The 13,327-nt window shown below is 52.8% G+C and carries 14 protein-coding genes; 4 read left to right on the top strand and 10 right to left on the bottom strand.

Annotated features, from left to right (window positions below; translation table 11 throughout):
- Positions 1 to 28 precede the first annotated feature (28 nt).
- Genes SH528x_RS35180 through SH528x_RS35170 form a run of 3 tightly spaced genes read right to left on the bottom strand, consistent with a single transcriptional unit; the run spans position 29 to position 2,706 of the window.
- The gene (locus tag SH528x_RS35180; RefSeq protein ID WP_442508083.1) at positions 29 to 643 is read right to left on the bottom strand and encodes a chemotaxis protein CheW; all 615 of its coding nucleotides are present in this window, start codon (positions 641 to 643) and stop codon (positions 29 to 31) included.
- Positions 640 to 2,190: a CheR family methyltransferase gene (locus SH528x_RS35175; RefSeq protein ID WP_442508082.1), complete on the bottom strand. Its 1,551-nt coding sequence runs from the start codon at positions 2,188 to 2,190 to the stop codon at positions 640 to 642. Before SH528x_RS35175 ends, SH528x_RS35180 begins: the two co-directional genes overlap by 4 nt.
- 12 nt (positions 2,191 to 2,202) lie before the next feature.
- Positions 2,203 to 2,706, bottom strand: a complete 504-nt coding sequence (locus tag SH528x_RS35170) for a chemotaxis protein CheW (protein ID WP_442508081.1) — start codon at positions 2,704 to 2,706, stop codon at positions 2,203 to 2,205.
- A gap of 184 nt (positions 2,707 to 2,890) precedes the next feature.
- Between SH528x_RS35170 and SH528x_RS35165 the strand changes: the two genes are divergently transcribed.
- Positions 2,891 to 3,313, top strand: coding sequence for a response regulator (locus tag SH528x_RS35165; protein WP_442508080.1), 423 nt, complete (start codon positions 2,891 to 2,893; stop codon positions 3,311 to 3,313).
- Positions 3,306 to 4,718 (top strand): TonB-dependent receptor, encoded by a 1,413-nt coding sequence (locus tag SH528x_RS35160; protein ID WP_442508079.1) that lies wholly within the window; start codon positions 3,306 to 3,308, stop codon positions 4,716 to 4,718. The genes SH528x_RS35165 and SH528x_RS35160 overlap by 8 nt, the downstream gene beginning before the upstream one ends.
- Before the next feature lie 35 nt (positions 4,719 to 4,753).
- Here SH528x_RS35160 and SH528x_RS35155 read toward each other — a convergent pair whose 3' ends face one another.
- The 5 genes from SH528x_RS35155 to SH528x_RS35135 all read right to left on the bottom strand — a co-directional run bounded on the left by SH528x_RS35155 (position 4,754) and on the right by SH528x_RS35135 (position 10,156).
- Positions 4,754 to 5,710 carry a DUF1559 family PulG-like putative transporter gene (locus tag SH528x_RS35155; protein WP_442508078.1) on the bottom strand — a complete coding sequence of 319 codons (957 nt, stop codon included), beginning with the start codon at positions 5,708 to 5,710 and terminating at the stop codon, positions 4,754 to 4,756.
- 475 nt (positions 5,711 to 6,185) lie between these two features.
- Positions 6,186 to 6,989, bottom strand: a complete 804-nt coding sequence (locus SH528x_RS35150) for a sirohydrochlorin chelatase (protein ID WP_442508077.1) — start codon at positions 6,987 to 6,989, stop codon at positions 6,186 to 6,188.
- Positions 6,990 to 7,039: 50 nt separating this feature from the next.
- Positions 7,040 to 7,426 carry a heavy-metal-associated domain-containing protein gene (locus SH528x_RS35145; protein WP_442508076.1) on the bottom strand — a complete coding sequence of 129 codons (387 nt, stop codon included), beginning with the start codon at positions 7,424 to 7,426 and terminating at the stop codon, positions 7,040 to 7,042.
- Between the two features lie 89 nt (positions 7,427 to 7,515).
- Positions 7,516 to 8,538, bottom strand: a complete 1,023-nt coding sequence (locus SH528x_RS35140) for a DUF3500 domain-containing protein (protein WP_442508075.1) — start codon at positions 8,536 to 8,538, stop codon at positions 7,516 to 7,518.
- A 196-nt stretch (positions 8,539 to 8,734) separates the two neighbouring features.
- The gene (locus SH528x_RS35135; RefSeq protein ID WP_442508074.1) at positions 8,735 to 10,156 is read right to left on the bottom strand and encodes a Gfo/Idh/MocA family oxidoreductase; all 1,422 of its coding nucleotides are present in this window, start codon (positions 10,154 to 10,156) and stop codon (positions 8,735 to 8,737) included.
- A 336-nt stretch (positions 10,157 to 10,492) separates the two neighbouring features.
- Here SH528x_RS35135 and SH528x_RS35130 point away from each other — a divergent pair, with 336 nt between their 5' ends.
- Entirely contained in the window at positions 10,493 to 10,900 is a 408-nt protein-coding gene (locus tag SH528x_RS35130; RefSeq protein ID WP_442508073.1) for an SseB family protein, read from the top strand.
- Here SH528x_RS35130 and SH528x_RS35125 read toward each other — a convergent pair.
- Together SH528x_RS35125 and SH528x_RS35120 are read right to left on the bottom strand one after the other, a co-directional pair.
- The gene (locus tag SH528x_RS35125; protein WP_442508072.1) at positions 10,897 to 11,298 is read right to left on the bottom strand and encodes a hypothetical protein; all 402 of its coding nucleotides are present in this window, start codon (positions 11,296 to 11,298) and stop codon (positions 10,897 to 10,899) included. The two genes, SH528x_RS35130 and SH528x_RS35125, sit on opposite strands and share 4 nt — an antisense overlap.
- A 309-nt stretch (positions 11,299 to 11,607) precedes the next feature.
- Positions 11,608 to 12,069, bottom strand: coding sequence for a HugZ family pyridoxamine 5'-phosphate oxidase (locus SH528x_RS35120; protein WP_442508071.1), 462 nt, complete (start codon positions 12,067 to 12,069; stop codon positions 11,608 to 11,610).
- Positions 12,070 to 12,318: 249 nt separating this feature from the next.
- Between SH528x_RS35120 and SH528x_RS35115 the strand changes: the two genes are divergently transcribed.
- Positions 12,319 to 13,323: a DUF1559 family PulG-like putative transporter gene (locus SH528x_RS35115; RefSeq protein WP_442508070.1), complete on the top strand. Its 1,005-nt coding sequence runs from the start codon at positions 12,319 to 12,321 to the stop codon at positions 13,321 to 13,323.
- Positions 13,324 to 13,327: the final 4 nt, after the last annotated feature.

The following is a 13,327-nucleotide window of genomic DNA, read 5'->3' as shown; positions in this document are numbered from 1 at the left end:
CTCAAAAGTTGCTAATCGAACCCTTCGCTCACTCACTCTGATCCACGTACAAATCTTCGCATCGCAGCAATGCATCGCCTCCTAGCACGATCAGGCCCTCTTTCGTGCAACCGATCATCAGGTCGCGGTAGCTGCCTGCGACCCCAATCGGTTCGAGTAGTTGGTCGCGGCGTAGCGATACCACATGTTCGATGCCGTTGACCAAGATTGCGAACTCGGGGCGATCACGACCGAGTACAAGCACCTGAACTTTTTGCTCACGCTCACTGGGGATGCCGAGCAGATTTCCGAGGTCCACCACCGCGGTGACTTCGCCACGAAGATTAGTTACGCCAACGAAGTGTGGTTCGGTGTGAGGGATCGGCGTGATCGCATTGGGAAACGTCAATTCAAGCACATATTCCGAGCCAATCGCATACATCTCGCCACCGAGTCGAAATTGAACAACCTCGAGCACTTCGCTGTTGTCGAGCGTTTGTGTTGGGACGCGTGCGAGTTGTTGAGCTCGTTCGTTCAAAATTTGTTCGGATTGTTCTGGGGTCAGATTCTCGGTGTCCAACAGCGATTTGCGTGCCTCCTCGAGACGGCGTTTCGCTTCGCCCCAGTCAAAAGCTTTGGCGTCTGTATTGTCAGCTGCAATCATGGTGTTTTCGCAAGCAGAACTCGGATTTTCGTCATTTGTGATTCGGCTGCCGCCGCGGTGACCGCCGCCGTTTCCTGCTTAGAAAAGGGGATAAGTGCTTGGGGAGACCTCTGGTTGCACAGTTTCAGGACGGTCTCGAAATGACGGTACGCAACCTTCCATTGTCCTCGCCGGTATTGAATCGAACCAGCTAAAAATTGGCTCATCACATCACTTCGGTCCAAAAACAACGCTCGCCCAATCGATCGTGCGGCCTCGTCTATTTGGTCGATATCCATCAGCAATCGGGCTCTCAGGTAGTGCAGTTCCGTCGACAATGGATGCTGCGCAACCGATTCGCTGCACAAATCGAGTGCCGCTGCTGTGTTGCGATTCGCTTGGGCTCGTATGTGAATGACACAGGCCTCGAGGTGATGCAAATGGTCCGCCGTCTTCTGAATCGCCGCCGCATAGTCGCCAGCAATGAGCGATTGGCGTGCTGCGGCCAGCAATCGCGTATCGATCAGCGAGAGGGATTTCTTTGGCGATTCGTTCGCCAATTGACCGCGATCCGCAAGTGGTTTGTCTGCGTCGGCTGGCTTGGACTTGGCTGGCGGGAACTTGGGCAGTGGGGACTTGGCCAGTGGAGACTTACCGGGCGTGAAGGATCGCGAAATGTCGGATTTCGAGTCTGCCTTCACTGCCGGCGTGATGGCAGATGACGGCTTGTTCAGTACTGCCCGCTTCTGCATCGGCCGCCGATAGAAGGTGCCATAAATGGTCGTGATCGTCTCGAAATCAGCGGTATGGATTAACGAAGGATCGCCGGAAGCCGTGATCAACCAACCTCCAGGAACCAGGCATTGGTATAGCCGGCTGGCAATCGCATCGATCGTGCTACGTTGGAAATAGATCAACACATTTCGACACAATATCAAATCAAAGTTCCCGAGTCCGGAACTGCGATTCGGGTAATCATCCAAGTGGAGATTCAGCAGTTGGAAACGAACATGGTTACGAACTTGTTTGCAAAGCTGGTAACGTTGATCGTGTTTTTCCGTGTGCGTTTGTACTAAATAGTTCGCCACTTGCGGCATCGCACCACCGCGGAAAGACCAATCTCGATAAGTGGCACACCTCGCTCTTGCAATCGACTCAGGCGAAATGTCGGTACCAAGCAGATCGAGATGCTGGGCTTCCTGTTGGCAAAGGATCGCTAACGAGTAAGCTTCTTCGCCGGAGGCACAAGCCGCAGACCATGCTCGCAGAATCGTGGAATCCCCACGACGCGAACGCAGTTCGGGAATGACTTGATGTCGAATGAAATCAAACTGCTTGGGTTCTCGAAAAAAATAGGTTTCTGCAACGGTGATTTCGTTGACCAATTGCTGGTAAACATCAGGATCTTCTCGTAACGCCTTGATGAATGCATTCGGGCTGGCGATGTTGAGTCGCTGCATTAGTTGCAACAGCGTACGACAGATCGCGGGTTGTTGATCGCTACGAAAACTAAGGCCGGTACGTTGCTCGATTGCGGCAAGAACGTCACTGAGTTCGCTGTCGTTCACCCGAACACTCCATCACGAGCTAAGTTCCGTGGCGACAATGGATGCAGCGATGTCAAGCACTTCTTTCATTGTGTCATGTGAGAAGAGTCGGGAGGGGTCGAGTACCTGGACGACTCCCATGTGGGTTTTGGCAATACTGCACCATCGATGGTGCACTAGGTGATCTTCCTCGGCGGATTGCTGGTCTTTGGATTCTTGTTCTTGTTCGTCGCCGCTATCGGGGCTGATCCGCAAAAGATCAACAGCGCGATCCACGTGCAACGCAATCTCGCACTTCCCTGTATCAACTACAACCAAATGATCCGTGGTTTGGATCTTGCATTCGCCTAGTCCAAGTAAATGCTTTGTGTCCAACACGGGAAGCACGTGTCCGCGAAGATTGACTAGCCCCATCACGACCTTTGGAGCCTTCGGGACGGGAGTAAGTGACACCGCTCGCAGCACTTCGCGGACGAAGCGAGCTTCGACGCCAAAGTAGCGTTGTTCACATTCAAAGACGAGTATTTCGATTTCCATGGCCGTCGACGTCTACCAGACTTCTATTCAATCCAAGCGATACGAAACCCAAGCAAAGATGACCGGGTCCTGCCCATTCTACACCCCGTGTCCACGTTGCGATGTTAGAATTTGGATAGGGACACGGATTATCGTGCTAGACCGCCGGATTAAACTTCAAAGGTGACATGCAATGGAGAGTGCGATGAAAATCTTGATTGCTGATGATGATCCCGTTTCGCGGCGATTGCTCGAGAGCTATCTCGAGAAATGGGAGTATGACGTCACCATCGCCAAGGACGGTACCGAAGCGTGGCAATGTTTCCAGGAAGCCGACTTCGCGCTGGTCATCTGTGATTGGATGATGCCGGGGATTGATGGCCCCGATTTAATACGCCGTATTCGTGCCACTCACGATCACGGGTACGTCTACACGCTGCTGTTAACGGCAAAGTCAAAAAAGGGAGACTTGGTCGAAGGAATGGAGTCGGGCGCCGATGATTTCATCAGCAAGCCATTCAATCACGATGAACTACACGTCCGTCTGCGAGCAGGCGAGCGGATCATCAAACTCGAACGTTCGTTACGTGAAACCCAAGAAGCTTTGAAGAATTCGCAAAATGGATGATCCATCGCAAGCAGATTTGCTCGATACACGTGGCAAGGCCCTGCGCACTAATCTTGATTCACAGCGTTATGGGACGTTTGCCGAGATTGGGGCGGGCCAAGAAGTTGTCAGGTGGTTCTTTCGTGTCGGCGGCGCCGCGGGGACGATCGCGAAAAGTATTTCTGCTTATGACATGGCGGTCAGCGATGTAATCTATGGCAGCTGCGAACGCTATGTTTGTCGACCGCGATTGCAGAGTATGTTGGATTGTGAATTCGAACAAACGCTCAATCAGCTTGGGCCCACTCGCGGCGATACGACTGCGTTTTTTGTATTTGCCGACACTGTTTCGGCTCGCAACTTTAAAGGCACCAATGAGTGCCACGGTTGGATGGGCGTCAAATTTCAAGCCGTCCCCCGAGATGAACCAAGCCAAGTCATCATCCATGTGCGAATGCTCGATGGCGAGAATGCGCAGCAACAGGAAGCACTCGGCGTGGTCGGAGTCAACCTCGTCTATGCTGCCTGCTTTTTGAAGCATGATCCGGACCAATTCCTCCAATCGCTATTGGATAATTTGAGTGTCGATCGTATCGAGATTGACATGATCGAGTTTTCGGGCATCGCGTTTCGTCAAGTCGACAACCGCGTGATGAGCATGAAGTTAGTCCAGCTCGAATTGAGTAATGCTGCTATGTTTGCGGCCGATGGTACGGTGCTGCAACCATCCGAGGTGCTTTACAAAAAGCCAATTCTTGTCGAACGCGGCAGTTTTCGTCCGGTCACCAATGTCAATATCGACATGCTTCGCTGTGCTCGCGAACAATTTTCCAAGGACCTCGGAGACGATGCAGGCGAGATCGTTCAGCTGACCGAAATCACGCTAAATAATCTGTTGACCGATGGCGATTTGGACTATTCCGATTTCATCGCGCGCATCGAGTTGCTTGCCGCCGAGGGCATGATGGTGATGATTTCTGATTACTTCGAATATTACCGGCTAGCCGCCTATTTGGCTCGCTTTAGCCGAAATCGGATCGGGATCACGATGGGGGCATCGAGTCTGCGGGAACTGTTCAACGAAAAGTATTACACCGAATTGCAAGGTGGCGTACTTGAATCTTTTGGACGATTGTTCAAGAGTGATTTGAAACTGTACATCTATCCGTTCCTGGATCCGGAAACCGGTGACTTTATCGCGGTCCAGAATCTTGAGGTCGCCCCGACTCTTCGAAAGCTGTACGAGTACCTTGTCGAGCGAGGTTGTATTGAACAGCTAAGCAGTTTCAACGATGCCTATCTGCCCATCTTCTCACGCGATGTTTTGAAGAAGATCGAGTCTAAGGATCCCACATGGGAAACGATGGTATCCGATCACGTTGCCGAAATGATCAAAGAGCGGCGTTTCTTCGGTTATCGTCCGTAGTCATCGCGAGTTTCGCTACCGCGATACGATCAATCCTAAAACGATTCGGGAACCTCGTGGCCTTGGATTGACGCGTTGGCTTTATGGATTTCAAGATCGATGCTGAACGTTGCCATCTTTACTGATCCGTCCAACATCAACACGTTCCATCCGGCCGGATGTGCACTGCCGAAATCATGGCACACCAAACAATCGTTCATGCGGTCCAGCATCGGAGGCCGCACGGCATAGCGAGCATACGTGCTGGGCGTGTCGTCGTCGCGGGGGTCACCTGAGATCGGCATCTGGTCGCCTTGGCAAATACCTGTGCTGTAATTGTTCGGATCCATCGCCTTTTCACCTACCGCGTAGGTGACGCTCAGTCCATCTAGGACATCTCGGGGGCGGGTGGATCGGCCCAATTGCCAAGCACCGCTCTTTTCGACTCGGATCATGCGATCGCTCAAAGAGTGGCTGGGGTCAAGTTCACTTCCGCTGCCCGCGGAAATGGCATAGTCCGTGCGTGCCGCCTCGCTGCCATAATGGGCTTGGTAACGCGGCATTATCGGATACGCCTGGGCATCGCGACGTGACGGACAGTGCAGCATTGGAATTGCCGACTGGATCGTGGCAATTCGCTCGGAGGTCAATGTGGCGTTCGGCGTTTCAGCAAACCGAGACAACTGTGCTGCCAATTCATTCTGTTCCGAATAGGCCAGCGTTTGCGCGATCCAGTTCGCACCTGCCATCGCCAGTTTCGGTTGATTGCGATCGGGGAAGATGACGAGCTGCGGATTCGCCTCGCCGGCATATCCAGGAAATTGACGAAACCCGGTCGAGTAATTGTGAAAGCTGAGCCCGATTTGCTTCAAGTGATTTTGGCACTGGATGACCCGTGCCGCTTCACGAACCGACTGCACCGCCGGCAAAAGCAACCCGACCAGCACCCCAATGATTGCGATCACAACCAACAGCTCGACGAGCGTGAAAGCACGGTGATTGGCTCGTCGCATGGCACTGCTACGGGGTGAAATGACAAGAAGATGAGCGGTCGTCGTATCACTATAAAGGGCGCGGGCCCAATCTCGCAAGCATTTTTCGGGGCGACATTGCGATCCGTCACTGTCTGGTCGATATGCCGTGCTGCCACGCGTGCCCTCGCGTTTTGACCGGTTTCAAGCAGTTAGGCAGGAGTCTTTCAATAAATTGGCCGTTTTGGCGCTTGCGGGTTGTTAATTTAATCGAAATCCAAATCGCAGTCGTGAGTCGTGGGCCGTAAGGCACCGGGTAATGCGTGGGACCCGGCCGCTTACGCGTCACGGCTCACTAAATCAACAGCCCGCTTGCGCTGTGCCGCTACTAAAGAAGATGGCCCGCGGCTAACGCCGTCGGCTCACAGGATGACCGACACTTTATTTGCCTGACGTTACTTCGTGACTGATCCGCTGGTCGGAAACCTACGCAATCATGTGGAGTGATCGGTGCGTTTCATTTTCGCGTCACTGACGTCTCTTGGATTCTCGCGGCGATTGCACGGGCCACGAGTTCATGAGGTCCCAAATACGATGACAGGCGGATGTCGACGTCGGGAAATTTTGCTTGCACCTGAGTGACGATCTTTTGAATCGCTTGAAATAAACGGCCATCAAATAACAGATGAGGATGAATCAGGATTTGGCGGTTGTGGCGGGCCTGTTGCTCGAGCGTTTCTGCGAACCGCGGCTTCGCCATCGCGTAAAACGAGGTTGATGGATTGGCGATGCCCAGCCGGTGAGAAACTACTTCGCTTAACACTCGCATGTCGGCCTGGGCACACGGATCGTGGCTGCCGCGACCGACCATCATCAACGTGATTTCATCGTCGGGTTGTGCAAACCGATCACGTGCGGTGCGCAAGTGGCTGCAAACCAAGTCCACCAGTGCCGCTTGCCGTGAAATGGGGCGTGTGTGTGCAAGCGTCACATGCGGTGTTTCCGCTTGGCACTTTTGCACCAAGTCCGGAATGTCCTGTTTGGCGTGTCCCGCAGCAAATAGCAACAGCGGAGCGACACGGATTTCGGTGACGCCTTGGCTGACCAATCGATTCCACGCTTCGGGAATCGTCGGTTGCTGGAACTCGAGCAAACAGGGTTGAACCTGCATCGAGGGGAGAAGGTGTTGCAGCTTTTCCGAAAGCTGGAAAAACTGCTGCGTGCCGAATTCGTCTCGTGTGCCATGCCCCACCAACAAAACGCCAAGCGGTTTAGCGTTTTGTTGGATTGGATTCGTCGAGGTAGGTCGAAGATCAGGCACTGTAATGGTCAGACGCGATAATTGTCAGACGCGATGTTTGTCGGTCGCAACTAGTGCACGACGTCCGATTTTGCGAAACCCTCTTTTTCCAGAGCGGTCAAAGCTTGGCCGACATCAAAGCCAGGCTTGTAGTGTACGATCACTTGTCGATTGTCGATCATGCCTTCTTCTTTTTGAGCTGCCAATTCGACAGTATCAACCGCTTCGGTGTTTTCCAACAGCTCTTTGACACGTGGGTAACACGACACCGAGCAGTGCATTTCGGGAACCGCAAGCGTCAGCGTTCCTTCGTCGGCCATCACCGCGGACGACACCGTTTCGGTTGCCGCGCTGGCCACTTCGTTGGACGGTTGTTCTGAATTAGGGGGCATTTTTGCCACAGCCACCATGATGATTACGGCGGCTAGGGCTGCGATTGCATAAGCAATTCCACGCATGGAAAGTCTCTCTGGATAAATAGTAAATCGTTAAGGGAAGATGCTAAAAGATTGTTTTGACTGTAGCGTGAATGCCGCTCGCGACAAGATCAACTGTTCGTTTTCACGCTCGGGTCATCGGCAACATTGACCCACACATGGACGTGAGGGGCACCCCGATAGTGCCATACAAACGCGGGTCCTTCAAGACGCCAATTGTCCCAAACCTTGTCGTTGCCGATGTCATTGTCTTGATAGAACGACAATTCACAGGCTTCGAGGCCCCCCTGGCTCTTCAGGCATTTGGCCACTTCGTCGCGATCATTTTGACGATACATCTCGACCAATTTTTGCAAAACCGTTTGCAGGTGGCCTTGTTGATCCGCGGACATGTCGGAAACCGGCAATCCAGTTCGCTTGCCCTGTTTGCCACGGAAATGAACATTTTGCTCTCTTGGCGTCTTCGCGACCAAGGCTTCTTTTTGTTGTCGCCCGTCGAGCATTTTGTACAGATCGTTTGCCGCGACGGCCTGGTCCCAGAACACATTGTCGATGTGTTTGGCGCCCTCGTTAAACTCCGGTGCGTGGCCGTAGAAAATCGGCCCACCAAACGCGACATGGTCCGTCGAGTCGCCGTCACAACGCAACGTCATGTGACGGCCCGTCATCACCATTTCGAACTTGCCTTTGCCGGGAGTCCCAAAAATAGCAATGGACTGTTCGTTTCCAAATCCGCCAGCATCGTCATCGAGTTGTTTATAGTAACGCTCGTGCCAATCGGGATGAATGATCGATTCAAAGGTTTGCTTGATCAGGTCGCGTTGTTCTTCGCTATAGAAGTCGTCGTTGATTTCGTGCTTGGTGATGTTCCAGTTGTTGGCAACAAAGGTTCGCAGTAGACCTCGTTTTGGATCTTGGTGATCCCAACCGAAACAGATATCGCCGCGTTGTTTTTCGCTGAGGGTTTCGTACAGACGACCCACCAGCGTCTCGGCGGTCGGCGTTGCTTCGGCAGCCTTCGCTGCAGAGGAAAGCAGCGGGGCAGCTGCGGCACCCGCGATGGTTGCGCCTGCGATGGCGGCGGAGCTGTGTCCCAGAAACTGACGACGGTTGACGGAGTGGGGATCGTGCATTGCGTAGTCCAATAGGGTATGGGAGAGAGGTGGGGCAAAGGCGGCTTCGAAGCCGAGCCTCGATATTATAGGGGGCGTGGTCCGGCGGGGGAAAGTAAATGCGGTTGGCAAACTTGCTGGAAAGCAAAACAAAACGCCGCAGGCGAGACGATTCTCCTGCGGCGTTTAACTTGGTTTTTGGCGATTCAGCGAGATGCTAGCTCTTCACTGCTTTTCGCGTCTCGATTTCGTAGCCTTCGCGATACGGACGTCCCAAGAAGCTGTTGGCTTCCTCGTCGCCTACGATTTGCTCGGACGAATTGTCCCACTTCAAATCGCGGCCCAAGCGTGCGGTGATGCCCGCTAGGTGACAGACGTTAAGCATTTCCATGTGCGAATGGACATCCGAAATCGGCTCTTTGCGTTCGCGAACACAGTGCAGGAAGTTGGCCCAATGCTGTTTGCGTTCGTTGTGCTCCATTGGCAAACCCTTGTAGACCTTGGATATCGCATCTTCGGGCAACGGGTTGCTCTGCAAATCTTCGACAGGTGCACCGACCAATTTGCCACGATTGACAAAGATTTTGCCCTTGGTTCCCGTGATCAAGACACCATTGTCAGTGTCGTTTCGAATGATCATTTCGGTATCCCCAGGGTACTTCACGCTGAACTGGAACCCGGTCGCGGTGTTGTAACGGTCGTTTTGCACGGGGAATCCGTCTTTGAAATCCACGGGGTGTTTCGCTGATCCGCTGATCGATTGCGGGCCTTCGGTTTGACCGTTTAGCTTCAATGCCCAGTTGCAAATGTCGACATGGTGAGCACCCCAGTCGGTGAGTTTTCCGCCCGAGTACTCGTACCACCAGCGGAATTCATAGTGGCAGTTGGTGTTCGGACGTTTGCCCTTGCCGGTGTCTAGGAATCGGTAATCCACTTTCGGAGCCGGTCCGAGCCAACGATCCCAATTCAAGTTCCCAGGCACGTCGGCGACCGGGATCTCGGGGCTTGTGGGAGCGCCGCCGATTGCAGCTTGAACCTGAGTGATCTTTCCGAGCCGGCCTTCGGCAACAATCGCCATCGCTTTGACGAACAAGTGGAAAGTACTTCGCTGTTGGGTGCCAACCTGGACGACACGCCCGGTATCCTTTTGCACCTTGCGGATCAATTTGCCTTCGTCGATCGTCAGCGTCAGCGGCTTTTCGCAGTACACGTCTTTGCCAGCCAACATCGCTTCGACGAGTGGTTTGGTGTGCCAGTGATCTGGCGTGGCAATGTGGATCACGTCGATGTCGTCGCGATCCAAGATTTCACGATAGTCTTCGTAGACGTCGGCATTGCCACCTGCGAATTTTTTGTTGAATGCGTTGCGATGACCTTCGTCCACGTCCGCGATAGCGACCACATCCAACCATTCCTTGGCCGAATTGATGTTTCCCGTTGCCATTCCGCCGGCACCAATCACGCCGATCGTCATGCGATCGTTCTTGGATTTTGTTTCCGCAGCCATCGTTTGCTGATCGCTGAAAAAATACGGCACGGATGTCGCCGCTCCCACAGCCGCACTTGTCTTCAAAAAGTCACGTCGTCCGTTGGCTTGAGAATTTTTCTCAGCGGGGGGGGCGTTATCGTTGCGATTCATGCTTAATCAGCCTGTTTCAGTTGTTGAGATTAGGAATGTTCGTAGCTGGAACAGTATATCCCAATTCTTGCAAAGGTGGATTTGAACCACCAAATTGGCCCGTGCTGGGGGATAAGGCGGTTTTATTGATTTGCCGCGACGATTCCTGATGACGTATGGGCTCTTGGCAAACGGCCAAGTGCTTTCGGCTATCCGAAACCTATTGCTTTCTTTAGAAGCGTTGTAATCCGCCGACATTGGGCATCTGCTAACCAGACGCTCGGCGTGATACACTTACAGGATTGAATTTCGAAGCATTCTTTCCGTTTCTTCAACTCATTACCGAGCCTTGCGTCCATGACTTTTCAATCCCACGTCCAAGCTTTGGATGCTGCGATCGCCGAACGAAACGCAACAAAAATCCGTGACATCTTGCTTGGGCTTGATTTCGTCCTGATCAACATCGACGACGAAGACGAAGGCGATGGTGACGAAGAAAGTATGGGAGCGTTAACCGCTGAAATCGAGGACAGCGATGTGCTGGTAGCATTCAGCTCCGAAGAAAACGCGGGACTGTTCGTCGGCGAAATGGGGGATTTGTTCACCGAGGAAGACGAGGTCCAAGGATTCGTCGTCGATGGAGAGACGCTGCTAGAGTTTCTGCCCGAAGGGTTCGGCTTGCTGATCAATCCCGAAACCGAATTCAAGCAAATCATTGATCCCGAACTCGCCACCGAGGTCCTCGAACTCGGTGAAACCGACTAATCCTGCGGTTGTTTGGGCTTCACCAAACAGTGAAAACCAACGCAAGGCTCTTCCTCTTCGCGTTCTTGGGTCGCCGCTAGCAGCAATTCTTGGACTTGTTGCAGGCGAGCCGGATTGAGCGAGGCGGAAACGACTCGTTGCTGGCCATCGTCGCCGACCACGACCGTGGTGATAACCGCCACGGTGTCATCGTGTTGTAATGTGGTGATGATGTGCTCGCCCACCTGTTGTTTTGCATTCTTGATCGTGGTGACAAACTGAGCGATTTGATTCGAGTCGACTTGATTGGTCACTTTTGAGCCAACAGAACGCATGTTCTGGGTGACCATCGGATCGCTGAGATCATCTTCGTCGTGATTTGAATCGGTCGAGGCGTCATCCGAGTTGGGAGTATTCATTCAGTAATAGTCCAGTAGTTGCTAGCAATAAAAGCAGTATATCGATGGGGTCAAGCTAAGCATATCAGCAAAAGCTTCTTCGTTTCACGCCAACGCGAAGCCGTCCTCGAGCTTCGCAGAACACGAGCTTCGGAGAACAGGGGCGTCTTTGGTATCGACGTAAAGTGAAGTCCACCAAAAACGTCGTACCGATTTGTTTGGGAACGAGCAGTTTATTTCGGTCGTCGCTGCTCACGCCCGAGCGTGGATTTCCGCCGTCGGGCAACGGTAACTACGTCGAAATCCGGCAGCTATCTTTTCGCTCGTTGCTCAACGATTTTGCAATGCGGTTGCCGAGACCGTCTCAATCTTGCCGAAGCCAGCAACCAAATGAGCTTCTTCGATCTCCAGCCGATAGAAGGCGAAGTCGCCAAAGTCAGCATAAACGGTCGCGTGAGGGTGCTTTCGGAGAAAGATCTCGCGTGCCTCTTGTTCTTCGTCTTTTGCAACGCGAACGCAAGTGCCATTGAATGTGACGCGGGCGCCAACTAACGGAGCGATATGATTTTCACACTCTTCGACGACCAGTAGTGAGCATCGGACGCTGTAGCCAAGGTTTTGAGTATGCCGAGCCAAGCTGCTTAACAGCATCAATATCGAAGTGGGACTTTGGGACGCGATCGTTACCAGACTGACAAATGGCGTGTTGTCCTCGTTCAGAGTTCCCAAGCTCGCCATCATCGCGTTTTCCGTGATGGAAATTACCGTGTTCGCACGTGCAACATTTGTCATGGCAGTTCCATCCTTAACAGGAATGACGAATCGTGTGTTTGTGACAGGATTCGAGGAATGATGCGGAAAGGTAATGCTATCAGTTCGAATGACTGTCGATTGCGACTCAGCTGGCTTCCTAATTCTAGCATGGTGGAAATTGGGTGGGGCGTGAAACATCTGCATTGCGACATTACTAACACCTTCGTAGAATCCGTCGGATGCTGAAGGTATGCATGGGTAGGGACGGCCATGAATTCGGGGTCTGAAATGAAATCATTCGAACAAATCAGACGGTTCAATGGATTGGATTGGAAAATTAACGTAATGACGCGACTCGATTGTTTTATCGGTCTGGCTCGCCGCTCGGAATCGCGTCTGCGACACAGGTTTCCGAACCGGGCTGGTTTTACCGTCTTGGAACTTCTGGTAACGATTTCGATCATCGGGATCTTGGTTGCCTTGTTACTGCCTGCGATCGGGGCGGTTCGGGAAGTGGCGCGACGTGTTCAGTGTGTCGACCAATTGCGGCAAACTGGAATGGCGCTTCATCAACATCACAATGCGAAGTTAGCATTGCCTGCGGGTTGGCAACTTGATCTGAAACAAGAGACCGCGTTTGGATGGGCCGTTGAAACGCTGCCGTTTCTGGAACAACAGAGTTTGAAAGACAAAATTGACGCCAAGCGGATGTTGTTGGATCCTGGTTTTGCTGAGATACGTTCCCAGCCCTTGGCGATGATGCTCTGCCCGTCCGACATTACCGAGCCCACGTTCATGTTGTACGAAGGGGACGAGGACGAGCACGAAGTTTCTGGAGCGAGCACGCACGCAATGGAAGGGTCGACGTTGCCCTCGGCGGAACCGGCAGCAATCGTCGAATTGCCGACTGCAAATTATGTCGGCGTTTTTGGGACGTTTGAATCAGATGATGCGGTCCCCGCTCCCATTGGCGACGGTGCGTTTCTGGAAAATCGGCTGGTGCGGTTTCGTGATTTCCAGCGTGGTTTGAGTCAAACCTTATTGGTTGGCGAACGCACCATGGCGCAAGTCCCGTCGACTTGGTTAGGTGTCAGTTTGCGAGGCGAAGACGCCGCAGCAAGATTGGTGGGCTCTGCACTGGAGGGGATCAACAATCCGTTGGCGGACGAGTGCGATTTTTCAAGTCGTCATCCGCACGGTGCGAACTTTTTGTATGGCGATGGTCACGTCCGTTTTATTGACCAAAATATTGATTTAACTTTGTACCACGAAATAGCTCGTTTGCGACGCTAACACA

This window comes from Novipirellula methanifontis, assembly GCF_052161655.1.
Lineage (GTDB): Bacteria > Planctomycetota > Planctomycetia > Pirellulales > Pirellulaceae > Novipirellula.
This window is presented reverse-complemented; position numbering and strand designations above follow the sequence as displayed.